Origin of the sequence: Mesorhizobium hawassense, from assembly GCF_003289945.1 — a bacterium.
GTDB lineage: Bacteria > Pseudomonadota > Alphaproteobacteria > Rhizobiales > Rhizobiaceae > Mesorhizobium > Mesorhizobium hawassense.
The window spans coordinates 121214-146053 of the sequence record NZ_QMBP01000012.1; the positions used below are offsets into that span (position 1 = coordinate 121214).

Below are 24840 nucleotides of genomic sequence, written 5' to 3' on the forward strand. Positions count from 1 at the left end.
GATCAGCCGGCGTCCTCTTCAGTCTTTTCCTCGTCGCCCTTCAATTCGCCCAGCAGCTCGTGAAAATCCTTGGCCTCACGGAAATTGCGATAGACCGAGGCAAAGCGGACATAGGCGACGTCATCCAGAGATTTCAGCGCCTCCATGACCAGCCGGCCGACCTCGCCCGAAGCAATCTCGGTTTCGCCGGAGCTTTCGAGCTGGCGCACGATGCCGGTCACGGCGCGGTCGATGCGCTCCGGGTCGACATTGCGCTTGCGCACCGCGATCTCGACGGAGCGCAGCAGCTTGTCGCGATCGAAAGGCACCTTGCGGCCAGACTTCTTGACGACGACGAGGTCGCGCAGCTGGACGCGCTCGAAGGTCGTGAACCGGCCGCCGCAATCGGGGCACACCCGCCGCCTGCGGATCGCGGCGCCGTCCTCGGCGGGACGCGAATCCTTCACCTGCGTATCTTCGGACTGGCAATAGGGACAGCGCATGGGAAGCTTTCGGTTTGGCGATTCTCGGGATGCGGAAGGCTTAGTGTGTTTTGCCGCTACGGCAAAGCGCAGCGCCTTCGTAGCAGAGATAGCGAGGCGCAAGCATAATTGCCAGCGTCCTGCCGCCGACGGCCGGCAGGCTCAGGGCGCCACATCCTTGGTCGAGAAACCGCAGGACGTGCCGAGATTGCGATAGGCCTTGGTGAAGCCATCCATCGGGATGCTGGCCACCGCCTGCTTGCCGAAAACCACGTCGAGCGAGGTGACCTTGCGCATGGCGCGCAGCAAGGCAAGGCTGGTCTTGGGCTGGTTGTCGACCATCCAGCTGGGACGGCCACCGGCGGCTGCGTCGGAGGTTACGGTCGCGGCAACCTTGACGCCGGGGTCACCGAAGGTCGCGGCGATCTTGTTGCCGGTCGGCAGGGTCTTGTTGTCGACGATGAACATGATCGCCGGATAGGCGTCTGGCGGCAGCGCGTCGCCGGTCGAGATCGACATCGTCAGCGAGCCCGCATTGCCGAGGCCGTCGACGAAAGCGGTCGAGGCGGCGCAGGTCTTGTGCGCATCCTGCCCGGTATCGAGCGTATCGATGATGGTGGTCCACTTGCCGAAACTACTGGTGACCGGCATGTCGGCATTGGGCTGTGTCTGCTCCTGCGCGACCGCGCCGGACAGCGTGAAAGCGGCCAGCGAGCCAGACAGTGCCAGGACGGCAGGACGGAAAGTACGCATCATCAAAGTCTCCGGTAGCCTGCGCCGCCCGATCAGGCGGCGCGAAGCGCAAGGATAAAAGATGACGCGCGGCGCCCCGTCAACCAACAGAGAGGGCAACCGAGAGAGGGGTCAACCGAGATAAGGGTAGAGCGGGAAGCGATCGGTCAGCGCTGTGACCTTGGCCTTCACCGCGGCCTCGACCGCCGCATTGCCCTCGTCGGAATTCGCCACCTTCAGCCCGTCCAGCACCTCGGCGATCAGCTTGCCGATCTCCCTGAACTCGGCCTGGCCGAAGCCGCGCGTGGTGCCGGCCGGCGTGCCGAGACGCACGCCCGAGGTGACGAACGGCTTTTCCGGGTCGAACGGGATGCCGTTCTTGTTGCAGGTGATGTTGGCACGGCCGAGCGCGGCCTCCGCGCGCTTGCCGGTGGCGTTCTTCGGACGAAGGTCGACCAGCATCAGGTGGTTGTCGGTGCCGCCCGAAACGATGTCCAGTCCGGTCTCCTGCAGGCTGGACGCCAGCGCCTTGGCATTGGCGACGATGCTTTCGGCATAGGCCTTGAAGCTCGGCTTCAACGCTTCGCCGAAGGCAACCGCCTTGGCGGCGATGACATGCATCAGCGGGCCGCCCTGCAGGCCCGGGAATACCGCCGAGTTCATCTTCTTGGCGATTTCCTCGTCATTGGTGAGGATCATGCCGCCGCGCGGGCCGCGCAGCGACTTGTGCGTGGTCGTGGTCACGACATGGGCGTGAGGCAGCGGCGACGGATGCACGCCCCCGGCGACCAGGCCGGCGATATGGGCCATGTCGACCATCAGATAGGCGCCGATCGAGTCGGCGATCTCGCGGAAACGCTTCCAGTCCCAGATACGCGAATAGGCGGTGCCGCCGGCCAGGATCAGCTTCGGCCTGGTCTCCTGCGCAGTCTTCTCGATCGCGTCCATGTCGAGCAGGTGGTCCTCCTTGCGCACGCCGTAGGAGACGACCTTGAACCACTTGCCGCTCATGTTGACCGGCGAGCCGTGCGTGAGGTGGCCGCCCGAATTCAGGTCGAGCCCCATGAAGGTGTCGCCGGGCTGCAGCAGCGCCAGGAACACGGCCTGGTTCATCTGGCTGCCGGAGTTCGGCTGGACATTGGCGAAGTTGCAGCCGAACAGCTTTTTCGCCCGCTCGATGGCCAGTTCCTCTGCCACGTCGACGAACTGGCAGCCGCCATAGTAGCGCTTGCCCGGATAGCCTTCGGCGTACTTGTTGGTCATGATCGAGCCTTGCGCCTCGAGCACGGCGCGCGACACGATGTTTTCGGAAGCGATCAGCTCTATCTCGTGGCGCTGGCGGCCGAGTTCGTTGCGGATGGCGCCGAAGATTTCCGGATCGGCGTCGGCAAGCGTGGTCTCGAAAAAGGATTCGAATTTGCTGGAGGATGCCGCGGCATTTGACATGGCTTGCTTTCCCTTGGGGCCGGAGGTCTGCGAGGTCGCCGCGCATTAACACAGTTGTTTCCGGGCCGCCACGTTTGCGGCGCGAAATTTGCTGGCCGTTTTGCGCCAAGGCGGGCCTGCCGGCTGCTAATCCCGTGGTTCTCGGCCCTTGAGGATCGCTTCGGTGAAGGTGATCTCGGTGAACAGCTTGCGCGCCGTGTGGTCATTGATGTCGCCGCGGCGCAGCATGGCCCGCAGTTCGGCGCGCTCGGCCTCGATGCCGGCAAGCCTGAGTTCGACCTCGATGCGGCCGGATTCGCGGGCCTCGGCGCGGGCTTCGTCGGCGCCGTCGGACAGCGAGATGCGCCGCCGGTAGATGGATGCGACGCTCTCGGCGATGGCGAGCTTCATCTCAGCCGCCTCGCCTTCGTTGCTATCGCCGGCAAGGCCCTCGATCCTGGCGATGGCGGCGTTGGCAGCGCCGACCCGCGCCCGGCGCTCTTCGGCTGCACCAGGATTTTCGCCTGGCTCGACGAGGCCGCGCGCGACCGTCGGCAGCGCAACGCTGGCAATCGCCAGCGAGCAGATGATGACGCCGGCGGCCAGGAAGATCACGAGATCGCGGGCTGGAAAGGGCGAGCCGTCCTGCAAGGTGAGCGGCAGCGACAGGATGCCGGCCAGTGTCACCGCTCCGCGCACGCCGGCGATCGAGCCGGCAAGCCTGACGCGGAAGCCGAACGGCTCGGCCTTGCGCTTGCCGAGCCGCGCGGCGAGCACGGCGCCCATGTCGCCGATCCAGATCCAGACATAGCGCAGGGCAATCAGGCAGAGCGTCAGCAGCAGCACCGTCAATGCCGGCTCGAACAGCCAGTGCCTGGTCGTCAGTTCCGGCGGCACCTTGCGGATGATGTCGGGCAGTTGCAGGCCAAGCAGGATGAAGAGTGAGCCGTTGAACATGAAGATGAGCATCGACCAGAGCGAGATCGTCTGGATGCGCGCCGAGACCGCCATGTGGCGGACGATTCCGGAATATCCGGTCAGAAGGCCGGCCGTGACCGCCGCCAGGATGCCAGAAGCGCCGAAATGCTCGGCGATCAGATAGGCGACGAAGGGCAGCAGCACCATGACCAGCACCTGGGCTTCGGCCGGTGTGCTGGTGATGCGGCCGAGGATCTGCAACGACTTTGCGGCGATGAACAGCGCCGCGATGCCGGCGAGGATGCCGACCGCCACCGCAAACAGAAAGCTCAGGGATGCCGCGGCAAACGAAAAGCTGCCGGTCAGCGCCGCCGCGACGGTGAAGCGGAACATCACCAGGCCGGAGGCGTCGTTCAGCAGCGACTCGCCTTCCAATATGTGCATCAGCCGCGCCGGGACGACATTGCGGTCGACGATCGAGGAGACGGCGACCGCATCGGTCGGCGACAGCACGGCGGCCAAAGCGAAGGCGACGACCAGCGGGATGCTCGGCACCAGCCAGTGCAGGGCGTAGCCAAAACCGACGATGGTGAAAAAGACCAGTCCGATGGCAAGGTCGAGGATCGGATCGCGCAGCGCGATCAGTTCGCGCTTCGGCGCCGAAAAGGCATCGCCGAACAGCAGCGGCGGAATGAACACCAGCAGGAACAGCTCCGGATCGATCTCGACATGCAGGCCGCGCGCCGGCCAGGCCAGCGCGGCGCCGATCGCGATCTGCAGCACCGGCAGCGGCACGCGCACCATCCGCGCCAGCGCGCCGGACAAAGTCACGAAGGCGAGCACGACGAGGATGAAGATGGCGACGTCCATGGCGCGATTCCGGCACTCTGGCGGACCATGCGCAATTGAACGCGCCGCGTCCAGCAATGCCGTCTAGTCTAGCAACGACGGCAGCGCTTGCCGCCCTGCTTCGATCTGATGCCGGATCGACTTGTCCCCGACATGCTTGTCATCGGCGAGCATCGCCTTGGAGATGATCAGGGACAGGATCCGTCGCCTCGCCCTGAATGCTTTAGCCCCCGCCGGCAAAGACAAGCCGAAGATGCGCCCCGACGGACCCCACACCCAAGCCCCGCTCCATTCGAGAGCGGCCCCAATGTCGGGGCGCATCTGGCGGCGGCTCACAAGCTTTGGAGCGCCAACCGAAGGAATTGCAAAAAACCGGCCGGCACCCGGTGTCAGCGCAAGCTGCCTAGGGGCACCGGGTGACCGGCCGCCACGCCAAGGCCCTGGAATCGGCGCGGCAAATGCAGAAGAGGGCGCCGGGTCCGAACTCTTCCGCCAGAAGTGTGCGGATGGCCAGCGCCGCGCCTTTCCTGATACGCGAGGAAGCAAGTCCATCAACCTCCCGATACCGTGGGGTTGACAGGCCAATGCCGCGAAATTGCTGCCTTGCGGCTTGGAACCGACCGTGCAACCCTGCGTTTCGGGCAGGTTGAAATCGGGGCGACCGAATGCTGTCACGATTGATGACGCATGTCGAAGCGGCGTACGCGGCGCCTACCGCCGAAGACGCCAGCGTGGCCTTCTTCGCGGCAATGCAGGATTTCGGCGCCTCCTATCTGCAGACGAGGCTTTACCGGCGGCCAGCGGCAATCCTGACTTCGGCCAGCCATTGGGCGGCGGGCGGCTTCATCACCAGGCTGGCGCCAAGCGGGTGGCCGGGCAGCCCGGCCTTCAACTATGTCTGCTTCGAATGCAACCCGCTGCTCGGCGCGATCCGCGAGAGCCGCACCAGCTACCGCTTCAGTGATTTCGCGCCGCACGACAACATGCAATACGGCTCCTACTGGGAGGCGCTGAGCGAAGCCAATATCGATGACGCGCTCTGCGCCACCTCCTACGGCGGCGACGGCGTGATCGCCTCGCTGCATCTCGGCTTTCACAAGCGGGACTTTGCGCCGGACGATCGCTTCGCCATCCATTTGGCGGGCCTTGCGCTGACCGAGAGGCTGATGAGCCTGACGTCGCCGCCGCCGACCACGGCGGACAGCCTCACGCGGCGCGAGCGCGACAGCGTGGCGCTGGTGGCGGAAGGCAAGACCGACTGGGAAATCTCGGTGATCCTGGGCATCGCCGAATCCACGGTGCGGTTCCATGTCGACAATGCCAGGCGCAAGCTTGGCGCGGTCAATCGCGCGCAGGCGGTGGCAAGGCTGGTGAACCAGCGGCTCATCTGAAACAAAAAAAGACCGCTGCAAGAGCGGCCTTTTTTGTTCAAGATCAGATATTTACTGCGCGGAGCTGATTTGCAGCTCTTGGGCGCCGTCGAGGCCGTAGATGTCGTCGCGGAACTGCACGACGCCCGGACCCGTCGACCAGGCCGACAGATAGAGGAAGTGGACCGGCACCGGATTGACGACCTGGATCGGCGTGTTCTCGCCGGTCTTGATCGCCGCCTCGAAATGCTGGCGGTCCCAGCCGGGTGTGTCGCGCAGGATCCAGGTGACGAGGTCGCGCACGTTCTGAACGCGCACGCATCCGGAGGAATCGAAGCGCATCAGCTTGCCGAACAGGCTCTGCTGCGGCGTGTCGTGCATGTAGACGCCGTCTGGGCTCGGGAAGTTGATCTTGACCGAGGCCATGGCGTTGTTGCTGCCCGGATCCTGGCGGAAACGGTATTTCGCGGCATCGTCCGTCGACCAGTCGACGTTCATCGGATCGACTTCGCTGCCGTCCGGCGCGAACAGCCTGATGTGGCTTTCCTTGAGGTAGTTCGGATCCTTCCGCATCAGCGGAATGATGTCCTTGCGCACGATCGAGACCGGCGCGTTCCAGTACGGATTAACGATGATCTCGTTGATCTTCGAGTTCACGATCGGCGTCTGGCGGTCGATCTTGCCGACGATCGCGGTATGGCGAAGCACGACGCGCTCGTTCTCGACCGCTTCGATCTGGGCGCCGGGAATGTCGACCAGCACGTAGCGGCTGCCGAGCGTGCCAGCCTTCTCCTTCAGGCGCTGCAGATTGGTCTGCAACTGGCCGAGACGGATCTGCGCCGAGACGTTCATCGCCGTATAGGTGTATTTGCCCATCGAACCGTCGGCCGGCAGGCCGTGACGGAGCTGGAAGCGCTTGACCGCCGAGTCGACATAGGAATCGAAGGCCGTCGAAATGCCGGCGCTCTGCGGCAGGTCGCCCGAGGCCATCAGGCGCTTGCGCAGCGGAACGACATCCGGATCGTCGACGCCGAGCTGCAATTTCTTGGTCGCCGGAACCTGTTCCCAGCCACCCTGCGAGACGATGTTCTGATACTGCGCCACCGCCTGTTCCGTGAAGGCCACGGTCTGCTGGCTGAAGATCGGCAGCGTCGAGGCGACCTTGTTGGTGTCGCTGGCGCGGGCGTCGAACTGGTCGTCCCAATTGCCGCGCGTCGAGGATTTCAGGATGTCCCCGACCACGTCCTGCGCGCTGGCATGGCCCGCGACCATGGCGGCGGCGAGCGCGGAGGCTCCGGTGAGGAAGAAACGGCGGCTGGTTCTCATGGCAGACATTCTTGCTTTATCGCTCTCGCTCAATTCGCTTGCCGGGCGGCTTGTCCGCACTCTAGGAGCGGCGAACTTAACAATTCGCCAACCATGACCCGCATCGCCGGCTGCCAGAAACGCGCTGCCGCCACGCGGGTTCCAAGGAGCGCGGGGCACAGGCCCGCAGCGTCACCCACAATCCGCATCCACCGCGATTATGGCGGCAATTTGGCCTTGGCCCGCGATTTGCTTGCGGCGGGAAGGTGAAAGAAATGGCGACGATGCTTTTTTGCATCGCATGTCTTCACTTCACCCGCTTCGGGCACAGAGCTTTGAATTGTTCGATCGTATAGTCGTAGCCTGAGGCAGCCGAGCCATCGCGCACCACATTGTCGTCGACGTCGTTGATCTGGTGATCGGTCGAGCTTCTGTCGGGGCTGCGGCCATGGGAGATGTCGTAAATTAAGGCCGCGCACCCGCCTTCAATTCCGAACACCGTTGCAGCACCTCATTTTGCGGGTAGCGCAGGATTTTGTCGTCCTCCAGCTTGAGCAGCAGCTCCCGCCTCTTGCTCGAACTTTCACCGTCGGTGCATGTCATGTCCAGAATGACGGCGTCCAGGCGATTGATCTTCTGGACCTTCTCCAGCGCGCAGCCGACTTCCCACATGTCCACCGTCTTGTCGGTGAATGTCACGATCGAGTCATTGTTGTCGCATGGAGCACTGCCGGCCGCGGCAAAGGCATCCTTCCACCACTCCTCGGCGAAGGCCGGCGACGAAAGCGATAGAAGCAGCGCGCCAACCCAGCAAATTTTCGAGCGTTTTCCCAAGCCCATTGTGCGCGCCCTTCACGAGGTCACGACATTAGGCAGCGCCATAGCGAAAGGAAACCAAATATCTGAGCCGATAGACGTGACAAACGAATGGGACCGGCGCGTTCCGCACCAGTCCCATATTCATTCCCCCCGGCCGCGCTTCTTCGCCGCTGCTTCGGCAGACTTCGGAGACTTACATCCGGTAAGCGATCGTGTCGTTCCAGAAGCGGTCCAGGCGCTGCAGCGCGCGGTTCATCTGCTTGAACTCGTCGGTGTTGATGCCGCCGACAGCCTCGATCGAGCCGACATGGCGCTCATAGAGGCCGGCGACGACGTCGGCCACTTCGTTGCCCTTCGGCGTCAGCGAGACGCGGACCGAACGGCGGTCGATGCGCGAGCGCTGGTGGTTGATGAAGCCGAGGTCGACCAGCTTCTTCAGATTGTAGGAGACGTTCGAGCCGAGATAATAGCCACGCGAACGCAGCTCGCCCGCGGTCAGCTCCGAATTGCCGATGTTGAAGAGCAGCAGCGCCTGGATGGCGTTGATGTCGGAACGGCCGTTGCGGTCGAACTCGTCCTTGATCACGTCGAGCAGGCGGCGGTGCAGGCGCTCCACCAGCTGCAGCGATTCCATGTACAGCGAGCGGATAGCCTCGCGGCGATCGTCGGATACGTTTGCGGTCTTCGCCGCCGGACGCGAATTGATCATTGTCTTTGCCTCTCGTTTGTCGCCTTGGTGATTTTTTGTTTTTCACCTTGATCGCGACACTATCGAATACTCATAAAATTCGACTTAAACGCCAGGGCTAACAAGAGCTTACCGGTAAGAGGTTTCGGAAGACGCTTAACGATCGGTCACCCGAGCAAGAACAATTAACCTAAAGATTTAGGCAATGGATCTTGGGCCAAAAACGGGCTCGAAATCGACCCGGGAGGCCGGTCTTCGGCCGGCTCTATGAGTGGAGCATGATGTCGTCCGAAAACCGCTTCACACTTTTCGGCATCATGCTCATTGGCGAAGCTGGCGCTTCTGCAGCCAGATGGTGACGCGAAAGACGATGTAGAGCAAGGCCACGCAGGCATGCGAGACGACGATCAGTATCCGGTGGCCGAAGAGATCGGGAAAACCGGCATACATCACCGTCTCGGTCGCGGCGCAGATGAACCAGATCACCGGCCCCCAGGACGCCAGCATCCATAGGCCGGCGGCCGCGAAAGGAAAGAACACGGCGAGCATGGCAGCCGCCACCTGCCAGTGCACCGGCATCAGGTCGAAGCGCCACAGCTCGCCCGGATAAATGCCGATCAGGCGGATCCAGTAGAGGACGCCGAACAAGAGGCAGTAGCCGGCGATCACGCGCTGGAACCAGGCGAAGATGATCTCGGTGGTCGAGGGCTGCAGCACCACGCGCCTGGAGGTGACCTCGCTCACAGGACGAGTTCCTTAGCCCCGAGCGGCGCGAAATAGGCGTCGATGTCGGCAGCACTGACCTCATCCAGCTCCGCCGGCCGCCAAGCAGGCTTCGAACCCTTGTCGATGATGGCGGCGCGGATGCCCTCGTAGAAATCATGGCCAGCCAGCATGCGGTTCAGGATGCGGAACTCCATCTTCATGCATTCGTCCATCGACAGCGTCGATCCCGCGCTGATCTGGCGCCAGGCGACGTTGAGGCTGGTCGGCGAGCGGGTCTTTATCGTCGCCAGCGTCTTTGCGGCAAAGGCGTCTTGAGCCCCGGCCCGTTCCAGGCTGGCGACAATGTCGGCGAGCGAAGGTTGCGAAAAATGGCGAGCGATGGCCTCCAGGTCGTGCCGCTCGCTCTCGCGTTTGGCCGGCACGAAGAAATCGCGCAATTCCGCATTGGCATCGCCGCTCGTCGCCAGCTCGTCGAGCAGGCCCGGCTGGTCCGCGGCCTTGATTGTATGAGTGGCAAGGCCCGACCACAGCGCATCGCCATAGCGGATGCGGTTTCCGGTCAGCCCGAGATACATGCCGAAGCAGCCGCCGAGATCCGGCAGCAGGTGGCTGCCGCCGACATCGGGGAAGAAGCCGATGCCGACCTCGGGCATGGCGAACTGCGCGTTCTCGGTCAGCACGCGATGCGAGCCGTGGAAGGAGATGCCGACGCCGCCGCCCATGACGATGCCGTCGATCAGCGCGACATAGGGTTTCTTGAAACGGGCAATGCGGGCGTTCAACCGGTACTCGTCGGCGAAGAAGTCGACAGGCGGCCGGCCGGCGCGGCCAGCCTCGTAGATGTGCAGGATATCGCCACCGGCCGAAAACGCCCTGCCCTCGGCCTTGACGACGACGACACCGACACCGGCGTCCTCTTCCCAGGCGTCGAGCGCCTTGCCGAGCGCCTTGACCATGTCGTGCGTGACGGCGTTGAGCGCCTTCGGCCGTGTCAACGTGACGACGCCCGCCTTACCCAGCCGCTCGAAGCGGATTTCGTCGCCTCCGCCAAAATCCATAATGTGAGAATCCTCCCCCGCGCCTGCGGGAGGAGAAGTGCTAAGCGGCGACCGGGCCAACGTCAATTGTCGAGTGCCGGGGATAAGGCAGCGCCTCTTGCGGCGAGCAGGTTACCAGACGAATGGGATGAGGGCGTTCGTGCGGCGCGCATAGTCAGGGAATTCATCGGGAAATTGACGCGCCAGAAGCCGGTCCTCGGCGCCGACCCGCCAGATGAAAATCGCGCCGAGCAGGACGAGCAGAAAGACGAAGGGGCCACCCACCACGATCGCCGAGCCCAGGCATGCGAGCAGGCCGCCCGTGTACATGGGGTGACGCAACCTGCGGTATGGACCGGACCTCACCAACTCATGCTCCTGCTTGGCCGAGACGGTCTGACTCCAGTTGCGGCCGAGACTCTGCCGCGCCCAGACCAGGAGCGCCATGCCGGCGATGGCCATCGCCGCGCCGATGCCGCTCAGCAACCCGTTCACGGGGGCGAAGTTGACGAAGCCGAACAGCGGCAGGCGCGGCAGCAGGAAGGCAGCGATCAGGGCAAACATCAAACCAAAACTCTGCGGCAGATGCGGCTCGGTATCGCGCTTCACGCCGGTCGCCCGAACCGTCAGGTAGACAATCAACAGCAGCCAGGCGGCATAGATGAACCAGATGAAGGCCATGCCTTGCTCCTTCAGTTAGCCGGCAATCCGTCTTGGCCACCGCACGCGCCCGGTGGTAGAAAATGGGCACCTCGAACCGGACGGCAAGCCATGCCCGGATTTTCTCGCCTCGCGGCTGCGGCGATCGGCATTATCGCCGCCTGCCTCATCGCCCGCCCCGTCATCGCCGCGACGTCCGCTGAGCTGTATCAAGCGCAGGCCATCGTCACCGGCACCGGCGAGGTGAACCGGCAGATCGGCTTTCGCGAATGCCTGGACAAGGTGCTGGTCAAGGTCTCGGGCGACCAGCGCCTGACGCAGAAGCCGGAGATACTGGCGCTGCGCGACAAGGCCGGCCATTTCGTTCAATCCTTCCGCTATCATGATCGGCTGGAAGGCATCCCGGTCCACGACGAGCAGGGCACGCATGACCGGCCGCACGATTTGACCTGCCTCTACAAGCCGGCCGTGGTCAACAAGCTCCTCGCGCAGCTAGGCAGCAGGCCATGGCTCGGCGAACGGCCACTGATCGCCGTCTTCATGGGTGCCGAGCAAGGCGCGCGGCATTTCGTACTGACGTCCGACGAAGCACGCGGCGATGCGATGCGGGAATCCTTTGCCAACGCTGCCGGCCCACTGCTGATGCGCGTCAGCTTTCCCAAGACCGAGGAGCTTGGCGGGCTCGACGAGAAGGCGCTCATGGCGGCCAATATGGCAAGGCTTGACCAACTCGCGAGGAAGACGGGAGCGGCCCGGGCGCTCGCCGGCAGCATCGTGTGGAGCGACAAGGAGCTCGGCTGGATCGCCGACTGGCGGCTGGCGGATCGCGGCAAGACCTATCGCTGGCAGGTGCGCGGCGTCAGCTTCGACGAGGCGTTTCGGGTGGCGATAAGGGGCGCTGCGCAGATCCTGTCGGGGCACGGGCAGCCGTGAGAGCATTTCCTCGCCCCCATGAAATGGGGGAGAGGTGGCTCGGCGAAGCCGCGACGGAGAGGGGGAGCGCCGGTCCCGTCGGCAAAAGCGCCTCGTATTGTATGACTTTCCACCCTACGAAGCCCCCTCTCCGTCCGCTGCGCGGACACCTCTCCCCCGCCTTTGGCGGGGGCGAGGAACTAGGGCTCCAGCTGGCACAATCGTGTCGCATTGGTCAGCGGCAACGGCGCGTGGTAAAAGCCGGCCAAAAGAGAGTTGCGGCCATGAATAAATTCACCCCAGCAAAGCCTGCCGGCGCGCGCAGCGTCGACGAGATCACCGGCAGCCGGCGGTTCAGGCGCATGCGCAAGGCCGACTGGTCGCGCCGCCTGGTGCAGGAGAACCAGCTTTCGGTGAATGACCTGATCTGGCCGATCTTCGTCATCGACGGCAAGAACACGCGCGAGCCGATCGCCGCCATGCCGGATGTCTATCGCCTGACCATCGATCTCGCGGTCAAGGAAGCCGAGCGCGCCGCCAAGCTCGGCATTCCGGCCATCGCCACCTTCCCCAATGTCGAGCTGGGGCTGCGCGACCAGACCGGCTCGCACATCCTCGACCCCGACAACGTCATCAACCGCGCCACGCGCGCCATCAAGGACGCGGTGCCGGAGATCGGCATCATCACCGATGCCGCGCTCGACCCCTTCACCAGCCACGGCCATGACGGCATTTTGCGCGACGGCATCATCGTCAATGACGAGACGGTGGAGCAGGTCACCGCCGCTGCGGTCATCCAGGCCGCGGCCGGCGCCGATATCATTGCGCCGTCGGACATGATGGACGGTCGCATCGGCGCCATCCGCGACGCGCTCGACGCCAACGGTTTTCAGGACGTGGCAATCATGTCCTACGCGACGAAGTTCGCTTCGGCCTTCTACGGCCCCTATCGCGAGGCGGTCGGCACTGCCGGCCTGCTCAAGGGCGACAAGAAGACCTATTACATCGACCACGCCAATTCGGACGAGGCCGTGCGCGAGGCCGAACAGGACCTCGCCGAGGGCGCCGACATGCTGATGGTCAAACCAGGCCTGCCCTATCTCGACATCATCCGCCGGCTGAAGGACGAGCTGCGGATGCCGACCTTCGCCTATCAGGTGTCGGGCGAATATTCGATGATCAAGGCAGCCGCCGCCAATGGCTGGATCGACGGCGAAAAGGCAATGCTGGAATCGCTGCTTGCGCTGAAACGCGCCGGCTGCGACGGCGTGCTGACCTATTTCGCGCCGGTTGTGGCGGAAATGCTGAAAGGCTAGCCGACATTGCTGCGGGGGCTGGGCAAGCGTTTCAGGTCGTTGTTTGTCCCCGAGCCACGCGGCGACACCGAGACGACCGGCTATCACGCTTATGTCACGCTCTATGACTGGATCGTGCCGAGTTCCAAGCTCTCCAGCGCCATCGGGCGGCTGTCGGAAAAAGACAAATCCGCGCTCGATGCGGCATGGGCCGAGTTGGAAAGCGGCTTGGCCGCCTGGAAGACGAAACACCAGATCCTGGCATCAGAAATCGCCGTGGAAATCCGTAAAAGCCTATCGGCGCCGGACTTCTCCGATACGGTGGTTTGCGTCCTCGTCGACCAGTCCGGTTCGATGCGCGGACAGAAGATGCTTTATGCGGCTGCTTCCGTCGACATTGCGCAAGAGTTCCTGAGGTTTCTCGGCACAAGCGTCGAAGTCCTGGGCTTCACCACCCGCGCCTGGCAGGGCGGGCAATCCCGAAACACCTGGGATGCGGATCGCCGACCCAAGAACCCGGGCCGACTAAACGACTTGCTGCATATCATCTACCGGGATGCCAACGATATGCGTCAAAGCAGTCTTGGCCATTCCCTCAAGCCGATGTTGCGGCCGGACCTGCTCAAGGAGAACATCGACGGAGAAGCCATCGAGTGGGCCGCAGGGCGGCTAAGGCAACGTCCTGAAGCCCGCAAAATTCTGCTTGTCGTGTCCGATGGGGCGCCGGTTGACGACTCCACGCTTCATGCCAATGGCCAGCGCTATCTGCACGATCACCTCTTGGAGATGGTTCGGCAATTGGAAACGGCCGGCGACGTGGAGTTGCTGGCGATCGGCTTGGCCTTTGAGGTCGACAGCTACTACCGCGTTTCAACGAACTGCGAGGCGCCGGATGAGCTCGGAAAGGCCATGTTGGTGGCATTGCAGCGCCAGCTTGTCGCCGGCCGGCGCATGTCTGCCGAAAACAGGGGCTGACGTGTTTGACGTTGGCCGATGTCAACCACATCGTCGTATCGAGCCACCTGATCAGCCTTTAGCGCCGATCGGGATTCTCAGATTACCGCTTGCACAACGCAATCAGTTAAGGTACTCCAAGACCACTTGCAAATCACAATCGGTTCAGGGTGAAATCTGTGTCCAAGCTCCGTGTTAATTGTTTTACGATCTCGCTCGACGGCTACGGCGCCGGCCCCGACCAGAGCCTCAACAACCCGCTCGGCGTGGGCGGCGAAAACCTGCACAAATGGATGATCAAAACCCGCTCCTTCCATCAAATGATCGGCAAGGAAGGCGGAACGACGGATACCGATGACGAGTTTGCCGTGCGCAGCTTCGAGAATGTCGGCGCCTGGATCCTCGGCCGCAACATGTTCGCGCCGAGCCGCGGCGAATGGCCGGACGACAGCTGGAAAGGCTGGTGGGGCCCCAACCCGCCTTATCACGTGCCGACCTTCGTGCTGACGAACCACAAGCGCGCGCCGATCGAGATGGAAGGCGGGACGACATTCTATTTCGTCACCGACGGTATCCGTTCGGCGCTTGAACAGGCGAAGGCGGCGGCCAACGGCAATGATGTACGCGTCGGCGGCGGCGTTTCGACCGTGCGGCAGTATCTCGAGGAGAGCTTGATCCACGAGATGCATCTGGCGATCTCGCCGGTGCTACTCGGTTCCGGCGAGAATCTCTTCGCCGGCCTCGACATGGTGAAGCTCGGCTATCGCTGCACAGAGCAAGTGGCGACGGCGAACGCCTTGCATGTGACGATCGGGCGGGTGTAGGCGAAGTAGCACTTTCTCCCCGTCACTATACGGGGAGAAATGCCCGGCAGGGCAAAGAGGGGCAGCGCTGCCGGTTGAGGTTAGCCGAAGCACCTGTGAGGCCCGGCCCGCGCGGCGAATAGGAGGCCAACCTTAGGCGCCAGCGCCGCCCCTCATCCGCCCTTCGGGCACCTTCTCCTCGTGAACGAGGAGAAGGGAAATATCCCTCAATACTTCTCCGGCACGTAAAGATCGCGCGGCAGCACCTGGCGCTCATACTGCGGATTGAACACGCGCTCCGGCAGCGAGATCTCCTCGTGCGGAACCTCCTCGTAGGGCAATTGCCGCAGCAGGTGGTCGATGCAGTTCAGCCGCGCCCGTTTCTTGTCGTTGCCCTCGACGATGAACCAGGGCGCCTCCTTGATGTTGGTGCGGGCAAAAGTCTCTTCCTTGGCCTTGGTGTACTGCTCCCAGCGCACGCGCGACTGCAGGTCCATCGGCGACAGCTTCCACTGCTTCATCGGATCGTGGATGCGCATGAGGAAGCGCATCTGCTGTTCCTCGTCGGTGATCGAGAACCAGTATTTGACCAGCGTGATGCCGGAGCGGACCAGCATGCGCTCGAATTCCGGCACGTCGTGGAAGAACTCCTCGACCTGATCCCCGTTGGCGAAGCCCATCACGCGCTCGACGCCTGAGCGGTTGTACCAGGAGCGGTCGAACAGCACGATCTCGCCGCCCGCGGGCAAATGGGGCACGTAGCGCTGGAAGTACCACTGCGATTTCTCGCGCTCGGTCGGAGCCGGCAGCGCGACGACACGGGCGATGCGCGGGTTGAGGCGCTGGGTGATGCGCTTGATGACGCCGCCCTTGCCGGCCGAGTCGCGGCCCTCGAAGATCACCACCAGCTTCTTCTTGTGGTAGGCGACCCAGGACTGCAGCTTGATCAGCTCGGACTGCAGCCTGAGCAACTCGCGGAAATAGGTCATCCGCTCGATCGAAGGCGGATGCGACTTCTTGTAGATCTTGGCGATCTCGAGCGAGAGCGCCGGCTCGGAAAGCTCCAGCTCATAGTCCTCGTCGAGCGTGTCCTCGAGTTCGGCCTCCAGCCAGTCCTTCGCCCCGGAATTCGGTTTCACTTCATTCATCGCGCAGCTCCGCTGTCAGCCATCATCGCTTGGGAATGCTCCGGCCCCGGGCCGGACACGCAACTCCTTAAGCCGACTGAGATACAGAGGCGCAATGACGGTTTTATTGCAAGCGCCGCCCAACGACGCTGGACCACACGATATGTGATCGACGCGTATCGATAGCGGGGCGACAGGCCGACCGATTTGTCCTACAAATCCCCTCGCCTTTTGCCGGTGCCCCTTTCGCGGCGCCACTTCGAACACATTGCGAGGATCTGACATGGAATACCGCACCCTTGGCCGTTCCGGCCTCAAGGTTTCGTCGCTGACGCTTGGCACCATGACCTTCGGCGGCACCGGTCCGTTCGCCGCGGTCGGCAATTCCGATCTTTCGGAAGCCAAACGCATCATCGACACCTGCATCGATGCCGGCATCAACCTGATCGACACCGCCAATGTCTATTCCAACGGCCTGTCGGAGGAAATCATCGGCGAAGCGCTTGGCGGCAAACGCAAGAACGACGTGCTGATCGCCTCGAAGGCGCGCATGCGCATCGGCAGCGGCCCAAATGACGAGGGCCTGTCACGCCATCATCTGATCCGCGAATGCGAAAAGAGCCTGAAGCGGCTCAGGACCGACGTCATCGATGTCTATTTCGTTCACCAGTGGGACGGGCAGACCCCCGTCGAGGAGACGATCGCGGCGCTCGACACCTTGGTCAACCAAGGCAAGATCCGCTACATCGGCTGCTCCAACTGGTCAGGTTGGCAGGTGATGAAGGCGCTGGCGGTCAGCGACAGCCGCCATCAGGCGCGTTTCGTCACCCAGCAAATCCACTACACGCTGGAAGCACGCGAGGCAGAGTACGAATTGCTGCCGATCTCGGTCGATCAGGGCCTCGGCGTGCTGGTCTGGAGTCCGCTGGCCGGCGGCCTGCTCTCCGGCAAATATCGTCGCGAAAGCCCGACCGCGCGGCAACTCGGCGGCTGGAAGGAACCGCCGATCCGCGACGAGGATCGCCTCTGGCGCATCGTCGACGTGCTCACCGATATCGGCAAGGCGCGCGGCGTCTCGGGCGCCCAGGTGGCGCTTGCCTGGCTGCTCGGCCGCCCGGCCGTGAGCTCGCTGGTGATCGGCGCCCGCAACGAGACGCAGCTCAAGGACAACCTCGCCGCTGCCAGTCTTTCGCTCTCCGAGGAAGACCGCCAGCGCCTCGATGTGGTCAGCCGGCCGCCGGCGCTCTATCCCTACTGGCACCAGCAGTTCACCGCCAGGGACCGTTTCGGGCCGGCCGACAAGGTGCTCGACCGCTCCCACGCCTAGAGCAATTCCAGCAAAAGTGTGTGGCGGTTAAGTTCGGCGCCTTCGCCGTAACCTTCCGTCCGGAATTGCGTAAAAACAGAGAGATAGGGCGACTCACCGTTTCCGTGAAACGGTGAGCCGCCCTAGCCGGCGATGAAGCGCCAGACTTCGGGGGCTGGCTGGATCTGGCCGCTCAGCACGAAATATTTGTAGAGGACGAGCAGCGAGATCGCCTGCTCGTCCTGCTCATTGCCAAATCTGCGGCAATAGGCATTGGCGGCAGTGGTTATCCGTGCCGCTTCGGCTGGATGCTTTTCGAAATAAGCCACCTTGTCGGCCAGGTCGGAGAAATCTTGCGCCAGCGGCACGTAGTGGACATTGGGCTCGACCTGAGCCTCGGCAAACCAGGTTTCATAGGTCGGCTCCGGCATCAGGCAGAGCGAATTGGAACTCATGATCCATTTCAGGTTCGTCGCGACGTCATTGCCTTCGAGCGAGACGATGTAGCGGTAGCGCCGCTGCTCCTCGATGTTCAGGAACGGCTTGCGATATCCGTCCGGCGCATCGGCCCTGTGGGAACCGGCATCGCAGATCGCCAGGTCGGCTGCCTTTTCCACGAAGCGGGTGCGGATCGGATTGTTGAGGTGACCGCGCCAGACCACCATCGGGCGCTTGGCGGCGAAAGGCAGGTTGTCGGGCGGCATGTAGAAGTGGCGGAACTTGTTCAGCTTCATCAACACCCCGTTGGCGTTGCCGTCGCCGATCGGCCGGTCCTTGACGATCCTGGGCACCTCCGGAATGCCGACGACGTCGCCGTATTCGAAATCGATCAGCAGGCCGGGATCGAAGTAGCGGGCGAATTCCTTGAGGTCGTAATAATACATGCTGGAAGAGGTCGGCAGCTTGCCGACGGCTATCGCGTCCGGACTGGGCGCGAATGAGTGTTCCAGCTTGTTATAGTAGTTCAGTCGCTCGCGGACCGTCTTGCCCGAGAACCTGGCCTGTTCGAGCCGGCCGGCCAGCCGGTCGCGGAACAGGGACTGCGGTGCACGGTCACGCGCGAAATTGCGCGCGTAGTAGAACAGCTTTGCGGCGGTTCGTGCGATTGTGGCCATGCGTCCGCGTGTTCAGCAAGATGATCAATGGTAGTCGGCCTTCATCCCCCTCGTCTCCTACAGCATTCTCCCGGCCATGTTGCAAGCCTGCTAATGCTGCCGATCCTACACGACGCGTTGAGCCTCAGGCGGCGACCACGGCAAATCCGCGTGCGCGCAGGCCGCGCCGGTCGTCATGCAGCGATGTGACCAGGCGGTCGCGGCTGCCGGCGATGTGAGCGGAAAGAAGGCGCGCCGCTTCGTCGGCATGGCCGGCCCTGGTGGCGGCGAGGATGGCATGATGTTCGGCCCAGGCGCGGCCGAGCGCCATTTCATCCCGCACCTCCAGCCAGCGCGCCCGCGACAGCCTGGTCATCGCGTCGCGAACGGCCCTGAGCAGAAACTCGTTGCCGGAAAGCCTCGCCAGTTCGATGTGGAAATCCAGGCCGACGCGGTGCCATTCCTCGCGCGGCGTCTCCGCATCGCAGGAATCGAGCATCGCCGCGATCACGTCGATCCCGTTGCGGTCCTCGAGTGCCGCCGTCAGGCGGACTGCTGCCACCTCGACCGCCTCGCGGTAGACGGCGATCTGCCCGAGCTCGGCAAGATTGATCGGCGCCACCGTCCAGCCGCGGCCGTCGCGGCCGATCAGCCCTTCCGTCTCCAGGCGCAGCAATGCGGCCCGCACCGGTGTGCGCGAGGCGCCGAAGCGGCCCTCGATCCAGCGCTCGGTCAGCCGCTCGCCCGGGCCGATTTCCAGGCCGAGGATCATCTCTCGGAGCTGCTTTTCGACATTTTGCATCTGCGACATTGGCGTCACGCTTTCCAAAGCCGCATTGACAGCGGCAAGTACGAGGTCCATGGGAGTACCAGCCTGGTATCCCAAATTGGTATCCGCAACAACCCCAGCATCGGCATGCGCGACATGACGCCGAACGAATCCGGACAGAACGGCTTCAACCTCCATTGGCGGCGCAACCTTGCGGTCTGCTTCGCCGGCTCGTTCAGCACGCTGATCGCCATGACGCTGCTGTTGCCGTTCCTGCCGCTTTACGTCGAGCAGCTCGGCGCCGAGGGCCACGCGGCGATCGTGCAGTGGTCGGGCATCGCCTATGGCGCGACCTTCCTCGCGGCGGCGCTGGTCGCGCCTTTGTGGGGGCGGCTGGGCGACCGCTACGGCCGCAAGCTGATGCTGGTGCGCGCTTCGTTTGGCATGGCGATCTGCATGTCGCTGACCGGCATGGTTCAGAGCGTCTGGCAATTGGTGCTGCTTCGGCTGCTGATCGGCTTTGCCGGCGGTTATTCGTCGGGCTCCACCATCCTGGTGGCGATGCAGACGCCGAAACAGCGTTCGGGCTGGGCGCTGGGCGTGCTGGCGGCGGGCATCACGTCGGGCTCCCTTGTCGGACCGCTGCTCGGCGGGCTGCTGCCGCCGCTGATCGGCATCCGAGCGACCTTCCTGCTTTCGGGCGCCGTCATCTTCCTGGCGTTCCTGGCGACGACTTTCCTGATCAAGGAGAACCCGCCGGCGCCCAAGCCTGCCACGACGGCGAAGACCAAAAGCGGCTGGTCGCAGATCCCCGACAAACGGCCGATCGTCGCCATGCTGGCCACCGGCATGCTGCTCGCCTTCGCCACCATGTCGATCGAGCCGATCATCACTGTCTATGTGCAGCAGCTCATCGAGGACCAGAGCAAGGTGACCATGGTCGCCGGCGTCGTCATGTCGGCGACGGCGCTCGGCACCATCCTGTCCTCATCCTGGCTGGGAAAGCTCGCCGATCGTGTCGGCCACTGGAACGTCGTGGTCGACGCGCTTGCCGTCTCGGCGCTGCTGCTCGTCCCGCAGGCCTTCGTCACCAATGGCTGGCAGCTGATCGGCCTGCGCTTCCTGATGGGGCTGGCGCTGGGCGGCCTGCTGCCCTGCATCACCAGCGTCATCCGCCACAACATCCCTGACGGAATCGGCGGCAATGTGCTTGGACTGGCCATCTCGGCGCAATATGTCGGCCAGGTCGCGGGGCCGCTGTCGGGCGGCTTCGTCGGCGGGCATTTCGGCATGCGCTCGGTGTTTTTGGGCACGGCGGTGCTGATGGCGCTGGGCGCGGTCTACAACTGGATTGTCCAGTCGCGCCGGACGCGGCATATGCTGCTCGAGGCCGGCGAATCCCCGTAGGATCGTCGGTCAAACCAAAGCACGGAGCATTCCGCATGAGCCTCGCCACACAATCGTCGAACGGCAGCAGCCGACTTCACGTGCTGGCGGGCGGGCTCGTCGGCGCGGCGGGCGTGGCGATGTCGGCGGCGGCCGCGCATCGCGGCGGCGCCTTCACCGGCACGGCGGCCAATTTCCTCCTGATGCACGCCTCGGTATTCCTCGCTATCGGCCTTACCGGCGGCAACCGCTGCCTCAGGATCGCCAGCTTCGTGCTGCTTGCCGGCCTGCTCCTGTTCTGCGGCGATCTGCTCGCACGCGACTTTCTCGGCTCGCGGCTGTTTCCGATGTCGGCGCCGATCGGCGGCACCCTTTTGATCGCCGGCTGGGTGGCGATCGCCGTTTCGGCGCTCTGGCGAGCTCGGCCCTAGATCATTTTCGGCGACTATTTTCGGCCAGCGCTCCGCTTACGCTTGCGCGCAAACAGCTCAACGACGCGGCGCCGTTCAGGCTGCTCGGTTCCGGGCGTGATGCCCCAATAGTTGCGATAGATGTCCTGAAACAGATGACCAATCGGATGCATGACTGCCTCCTCTCAATTGAATCGATCCAATCAAACGATGCGAAAAATGGCTATTGCTCAGCCACGCTTGCGCTCCACGAAGAAGCGCGGCTCGCGCTTCCAAGGACCAAATCTGCCGCGACGCTTCTCGCTGACGGTGACCGAGGCGATGCCCCAATCGTTGCGGTAGATGTCTTCGAACAAATAGCTCACCGGATGCACGGCATCCTCCTGTTGAAAGCCGCTTCACTACGAAGCAGAAACTTGGATCGATTCAAAAAATAGATCTCCCCCACTGCAAGTCAAGCAGAAATTTGAATCGATCCAACAAAAATGTTAGATGACCGGCAACAATTCAGCGGTCATGTTCGTCGCGTGACCGGATTCGGAGGAAAGACATGGCATCACTCCTCGAAGGCCAGGCAAGACCCATCCGGCTGGCGGACATCGCCAAGGCCGCCGGCGTCTCGCATGGTACGGCCTCGAATGTCTTCAGCCGGCCCGAGATCGTGCGCGCCGAAGTGCGCGAGCGGGTCAAGGCGGTGGCGGAGCAGATGGGCTATGCCGGCCCGGATCCGAAAGGCCGGCTGCTACGCGCCGGCAAGGTCAACGCCATCGGCGTCGCCACCACCGAGCCGCTTTCCTATTTCTTCGACGATCCCTTCGCCCGCGTCATGATGGCCGGCATTTCCGAAGCCTGCGACGCCACCGGCGCGGGCATCGCGCTGGTCTCGGCCGCCAACCAGGAAAAGCTCGCCTGGAACATCCAGAGCGCGCTCGTCGACGGCTTCATCCTGTTCTGCATCGAAGGCGGCTCGCGCCTCGTCGACCTGACGCGCGAGCGCAGGCTGCCATTCGTGGCACTGGAGCTCGGCTTCCAGGACGAGACAGTCTCGGCCATCGGCGTCGACAATGTCGCCGGCGCGCGGCTCGCGGCGCACCACCTGGCCGAGCTCGGCCATCGCCGCTTCGCGGTACTGTCGCTGGCCTTTGCCGACAACCGCACCGGCTTCGCCACGCCTGAAATCGTGCGCGGAGCGCTCTACACCGGAACGCGTGACCGCCTCGCCGGCTATTTCGAGGAACTTTCCCGCTTCGGCGTCGATACGGCGAAAATTCCGGTCTATGAGACCGAGAACGAAGTAAAAAGCACCAGGGCCGGCCTCGAGGCGATCTTCGCCGAGGGCGAGCCGCCGACCGCCATCCTGGCGATGTCGGACCGCATGGCGCTCATCGCCATCGACTGGCTGAAAGCGCGGGGGCTCAGCGTTCCCGGCGACGTCTCGATCGTCGGCTTCGACGGCGTGCCGGACGGCGCGCTGTGCACACCGCCGCTGACCACGATCGCCCAGCCGATCACCGAGATCGGCCGCCGCGCGGCGCGCATGATCCTCGACCATGACGGCGCGGTGCGGCGCGAGACGATGGGCGTCGAGCTGATCGCCAGAGGCTCGACCGGTCCGGCCCGCAAAGGCTGAACAGCCAACCGACTTCCCTGTTGCGTCAGTAGCCGCCTGCCCTCGCCGGCACCGGCTGCGCGCCGAACGACGCGCGCGCACGCTCTTCGCGCACCGGCTTGGCACGGGACGGGCCGAGGCCGGCAAGCCATTCGAGATAGAGCGCAAGCGCGAGCTGCATGGCAATGCCGGCCGAGATCAGCAGCGTGTCGTAGGCCGGGCCGCCCGGGTTGATCAGCTTGAGCACCTGTCCCGCCATGGCCAGCAGCGTGCCGGCGATGAACACTGGCAACGAGCGCTTGCCCAGGATCGCCAGCGGATTGTCGGACCGGACGCGGAAGAGGTTCGAGACCGCCGGCAGCGCGACGATCAGATAGCTGACCGAAAGGATGTGCAGGAGCCGTGGCAGCGACAGGAACGTCTTATCGAAGCCGCCGATCACCACCGGCAGGTTGAACCAAGTGATCTGGCCCCAGAGCGGGCTATGCACCCAGATCGCCGCGCCGACCACATAGATTCCGGCGGCACCAAGCAGCCACGGACTAACCGGGATCCGCCCGCCCCGCTTCACATGCAGCATGGCGGCAAGACCGATGTTGAACAGGAACTGCCAGGACAGCGGGTTGAGGAACCAGAGGCCGGGCTCGGGATAGTTCGGCGGCGCGATCTGCCAGATGCCGGCGACGAGCCAGAGAAGGCCTGACACGATCAGCGCCGGCACAGGCCGATAGCTGACGAACAGCACGAAGGCGGGTGCTGCCAGAAGCAGCGCCGCATAGACCGGCAGGATGTTGTTGTAGCCAAGCTGATGGCCGAGCGTGACGATGCCGAGCAGCACCTGCGGCGTGTTCTTCATCAGCGGCTCGATGTTGATCATCGTCAGCATTTCCGGCCGGTGCGCGAGCACAGCCGCAGCGCAAAACAGTGCGATCACGACCATGGTGATGACGATGTGGGAAATGTAGAGGACGCCGGCACGCCGCCACATCTTCAAAGTCGCGAGCAACCGGCCGCCCGACTTGAACTTCGTCCCGTAGGCAAGCGCCACCGAGATGCCGGAAATCAGCACGAAGGCTTCGGCCGCGTCGGAAAAGCCGAAATTCTTGTAGGTCCAGTTTTCGAAGACGGTGCCCGGCACATGGTCGACGAAGATGGTGAGCAACGCGAGCGCGCGCAGCACGTCGATGCGCGTATCGCGCTCTGAGAATACAGGGGTGGTCATCGACAAAAGGCCTCAAAGCTGGTTGTTCATACCCAGCAATGCGACCCCCGGGGCGCACCGCTTCGATTCCTCCCAGGTGGAAGTGTATCGGCGAAGAAACGGACTGAAATGCGCCTGGTTCAATCAACTTTCGCGGAGCCGAAAAATATTCCGTTTTGAAGCCGGCAAATCAACGAATCTCTCATGGAATCAAATGGATATGAGCGCGTCCGAATATAGCGACGAAAACAATGTCCTGTATGACGATCTCGGCTTTCGCTACCGGGTGGTGACACCGGCAAAGTCGACCGGCAAATGCCTTTTTCTGCTGCACGGATCGGGTGTGGACGAAACGACGCTCATCCCGCTTGCAAGGCAGATCGCGCCTGACGTGACGCTGGTTGCGGCCCGTGGGCGCATCCCCCAGGACGACGGCTTCCGCTGGTTCGGGCGAATCACGCCGACCAGTTTCGAACAGACCAGCATCCGCGACGAGACCGCTGCCTATGCGGAATTCGCGGTGGAAGTATCTGAGTGCTACGGCCTCGACCTGCAACGTGCGACATTTCTCGGCTACTCGAACGGCGCCAATGTGGTCTCCAGCCTGATGCTGCTTCATCCCGGCCTCGTGAGGCGGGCGGCGCTGTTGCGGGCGATGCCGGTGCTCGACGATCCGCCCGCGGTGACTCTTCGCGGAGCACGCGTGCTGATCATCGCCGGCGCCGCCGACCAGACTTATGGTCCGTTCGCGCCTGCCCTGGTGACGCTGTTCAGCCAGCGCGGGGCCGAGATCGATGCGCGCATCGTTGCCGCGGGCCATGAATTCGGCGATGCGGACGCCGCGATCGTGCGGCAGTGGCTGTCGGCATCTGTCGCCATCGCCTGACAGCACCGGCCATAGGGATGTCAGCCGCAGGCGGGCGCAAGTTGAAAGAGCAACGCATTTCACAGCCTGAAGCGGCACGCCGCCCCATTGTCATATGT

At 63.6% G+C, this 24840-nt stretch carries 27 protein-coding genes; 10 read left to right on the plus strand and 17 right to left on the minus strand.

The window, feature by feature from the left end; translation table 11 throughout:
• Positions 1-2: 2 nt before the first annotated feature.
• The 4 genes from nrdR to DPM33_RS23305 form a co-directional block, all read right to left on the minus strand.
• Positions 3-482: a transcriptional regulator NrdR gene (nrdR, locus tag DPM33_RS23290; RefSeq protein ID WP_112099748.1), complete on the minus strand. Its 480-nt coding sequence runs from the start codon at positions 480-482 to the stop codon at positions 3-5.
• A gap of 141 nt (positions 483-623) precedes the next feature.
• Complete coding sequence (locus DPM33_RS23295) at positions 624-1214, minus strand: hypothetical protein (RefSeq protein ID WP_112099848.1); 591 nt, start codon at positions 1212-1214, stop codon at positions 624-626.
• A 111-nt stretch (positions 1215-1325) separates the two neighbouring features.
• Positions 1326-2639, minus strand: a complete 1314-nt coding sequence (glyA, locus tag DPM33_RS23300) for a serine hydroxymethyltransferase (RefSeq protein ID WP_112099749.1) — start codon at positions 2637-2639, stop codon at positions 1326-1328.
• Positions 2640-2765: 126 nt separating this feature from the next.
• On the minus strand, positions 2766-4406 hold the full coding sequence (locus DPM33_RS23305; protein ID WP_112099750.1) for a Na+/H+ antiporter: 1641 nt from the start codon (positions 4404-4406) through the stop codon (positions 2766-2768).
• Between the two features lie 644 nt (positions 4407-5050).
• Here DPM33_RS23305 and DPM33_RS37485 point away from each other — a divergent pair.
• Positions 5051-5776, plus strand: a complete 726-nt coding sequence (locus DPM33_RS37485; protein WP_112099752.1) for a helix-turn-helix transcriptional regulator — start codon at positions 5051-5053, stop codon at positions 5774-5776.
• A gap of 51 nt (positions 5777-5827) precedes the next feature.
• On the opposite strand, the gene DPM33_RS23320 is transcribed toward DPM33_RS37485, so the two are convergent.
• From DPM33_RS23320 to DPM33_RS23350, 7 genes are all read right to left on the minus strand, one after another.
• Positions 5828-7081 carry a L,D-transpeptidase family protein gene (locus DPM33_RS23320; RefSeq protein ID WP_112099753.1) on the minus strand — a complete coding sequence of 418 codons (1254 nt, stop codon included), beginning with the start codon at positions 7079-7081 and terminating at the stop codon, positions 5828-5830.
• A 286-nt stretch (positions 7082-7367) separates the two neighbouring features.
• The gene (locus tag DPM33_RS23325; RefSeq protein ID WP_112099754.1) at positions 7368-7559 is read right to left on the minus strand and encodes a hypothetical protein; all 192 of its coding nucleotides are present in this window, start codon (positions 7557-7559) and stop codon (positions 7368-7370) included.
• Complete coding sequence (locus tag DPM33_RS23330) at positions 7526-7894, minus strand: hypothetical protein (RefSeq protein WP_245442337.1); 369 nt, start codon at positions 7892-7894, stop codon at positions 7526-7528. The genes DPM33_RS23325 and DPM33_RS23330 overlap by 34 nt, the downstream gene beginning before the upstream one ends.
• 178 nt (positions 7895-8072) lie before the next feature.
• Complete coding sequence (gene ldtR / locus DPM33_RS23335) at positions 8073-8588, minus strand: transcriptional regulator LdtR (protein ID WP_040983294.1); 516 nt, start codon at positions 8586-8588, stop codon at positions 8073-8075.
• 300 nt (positions 8589-8888) lie between these two features.
• Positions 8889-9311 carry a DUF6163 family protein gene (locus DPM33_RS23340; protein ID WP_112099756.1) on the minus strand — a complete coding sequence of 141 codons (423 nt, stop codon included), beginning with the start codon at positions 9309-9311 and terminating at the stop codon, positions 8889-8891.
• Positions 9308-10351, minus strand: coding sequence for an enoyl-CoA hydratase/isomerase family protein (locus DPM33_RS23345; RefSeq protein ID WP_112099757.1), 1044 nt, complete (start codon positions 10349-10351; stop codon positions 9308-9310). Before DPM33_RS23345 ends, DPM33_RS23340 begins: the two co-directional genes overlap by 4 nt.
• A gap of 111 nt (positions 10352-10462) precedes the next feature.
• Entirely contained in the window at positions 10463-11011 is a 549-nt protein-coding gene (locus tag DPM33_RS23350; RefSeq protein ID WP_112099758.1) for a methyltransferase family protein, read from the minus strand.
• Between the two features lie 90 nt (positions 11012-11101).
• On the opposite strand from DPM33_RS23350, the gene DPM33_RS23355 reads away from it, so the two are divergent.
• The 4 genes from DPM33_RS23355 to DPM33_RS23370 all read left to right on the plus strand — a co-directional run bounded on the left by DPM33_RS23355 (position 11102) and on the right by DPM33_RS23370 (position 14975).
• A complete protein-coding gene (locus tag DPM33_RS23355; protein ID WP_112099759.1) occupies positions 11102-11923 on the plus strand; it encodes a DUF2066 domain-containing protein in 822 nt (273 codons plus the stop codon).
• A gap of 263 nt (positions 11924-12186) precedes the next feature.
• Positions 12187-13218, plus strand: coding sequence for a porphobilinogen synthase (gene hemB / locus DPM33_RS23360; RefSeq protein WP_112099760.1), 1032 nt, complete (start codon positions 12187-12189; stop codon positions 13216-13218).
• A 6-nt stretch (positions 13219-13224) separates the two neighbouring features.
• Positions 13225-14172, plus strand: coding sequence for a cobaltochelatase CobT-related protein (locus DPM33_RS23365; RefSeq protein WP_112099761.1), 948 nt, complete (start codon positions 13225-13227; stop codon positions 14170-14172).
• Positions 14173-14330: 158 nt separating this feature from the next.
• On the plus strand, positions 14331-14975 hold the full coding sequence (locus DPM33_RS23370) for a dihydrofolate reductase family protein (RefSeq protein ID WP_112099762.1): 645 nt from the start codon (positions 14331-14333) through the stop codon (positions 14973-14975).
• Between the two features lie 206 nt (positions 14976-15181).
• On the opposite strand, the gene ppk2 is transcribed toward DPM33_RS23370, so the two are convergent.
• Positions 15182-16102 (minus strand): polyphosphate kinase 2, encoded by a 921-nt coding sequence (ppk2, locus tag DPM33_RS23375; RefSeq protein ID WP_112099763.1) that lies wholly within the window; start codon positions 16100-16102, stop codon positions 15182-15184.
• Positions 16103-16364: 262 nt separating this feature from the next.
• On the opposite strand from ppk2, the gene DPM33_RS23380 reads away from it, so the two are divergent.
• On the plus strand, positions 16365-17408 hold the full coding sequence (locus DPM33_RS23380; RefSeq protein WP_112099764.1) for an aldo/keto reductase: 1044 nt from the start codon (positions 16365-16367) through the stop codon (positions 17406-17408).
• Positions 17409-17530: 122 nt separating this feature from the next.
• Here DPM33_RS23380 and DPM33_RS23385 read toward each other — a convergent pair whose 3' ends face one another.
• Both DPM33_RS23385 and DPM33_RS23390 read right to left on the minus strand, forming a co-directional pair.
• Positions 17531-18502 carry a glycosyl transferase family 90 gene (locus DPM33_RS23385; protein ID WP_112099765.1) on the minus strand — a complete coding sequence of 324 codons (972 nt, stop codon included), beginning with the start codon at positions 18500-18502 and terminating at the stop codon, positions 17531-17533.
• A gap of 124 nt (positions 18503-18626) precedes the next feature.
• Positions 18627-19292, minus strand: a complete 666-nt coding sequence (locus DPM33_RS23390; RefSeq protein WP_112099766.1) for a GntR family transcriptional regulator — start codon at positions 19290-19292, stop codon at positions 18627-18629.
• Between the two features lie 105 nt (positions 19293-19397).
• On the opposite strand from DPM33_RS23390, the gene DPM33_RS23395 reads away from it, so the two are divergent.
• A complete protein-coding gene (locus DPM33_RS23395; RefSeq protein ID WP_425373563.1) occupies positions 19398-20657 on the plus strand; it encodes an MFS transporter in 1260 nt (419 codons plus the stop codon).
• A gap of 35 nt (positions 20658-20692) precedes the next feature.
• Positions 20693-21067 carry a DUF423 domain-containing protein gene (locus DPM33_RS23400; RefSeq protein WP_112099767.1) on the plus strand — a complete coding sequence of 125 codons (375 nt, stop codon included), beginning with the start codon at positions 20693-20695 and terminating at the stop codon, positions 21065-21067.
• Positions 21068-21081: 14 nt separating this feature from the next.
• Here the strand turns inward: DPM33_RS23400 and DPM33_RS36370 are convergent, their stop codons facing one another.
• On the minus strand, positions 21082-21219 hold the full coding sequence (locus DPM33_RS36370) for a hypothetical protein (protein WP_167449188.1): 138 nt from the start codon (positions 21217-21219) through the stop codon (positions 21082-21084).
• Between the two features lie 57 nt (positions 21220-21276).
• A complete protein-coding gene (locus DPM33_RS37490) occupies positions 21277-21411 on the minus strand; it encodes a hypothetical protein (protein ID WP_281004810.1) in 135 nt (44 codons plus the stop codon).
• A gap of 185 nt (positions 21412-21596) precedes the next feature.
• On the opposite strand from DPM33_RS37490, the gene DPM33_RS23405 reads away from it, so the two are divergent.
• Positions 21597-22676 (plus strand): LacI family DNA-binding transcriptional regulator, encoded by a 1080-nt coding sequence (locus DPM33_RS23405; protein WP_112099768.1) that lies wholly within the window; start codon positions 21597-21599, stop codon positions 22674-22676.
• Positions 22677-22701: 25 nt separating this feature from the next.
• On the opposite strand, the gene DPM33_RS23410 is transcribed toward DPM33_RS23405, so the two are convergent.
• Positions 22702-23877 carry an OpgC family protein gene (locus DPM33_RS23410; RefSeq protein WP_112099769.1) on the minus strand — a complete coding sequence of 392 codons (1176 nt, stop codon included), beginning with the start codon at positions 23875-23877 and terminating at the stop codon, positions 22702-22704.
• Here DPM33_RS23410 and DPM33_RS23415 point away from each other — a divergent pair.
• Entirely contained in the window at positions 23870-24742 is an 873-nt protein-coding gene (locus DPM33_RS23415; protein WP_425373565.1) for an alpha/beta hydrolase, read from the plus strand. The genes DPM33_RS23410 and DPM33_RS23415 overlap by 8 nt on opposite strands.
• The last annotated feature ends 98 nt before the right edge of the window (positions 24743-24840 follow it).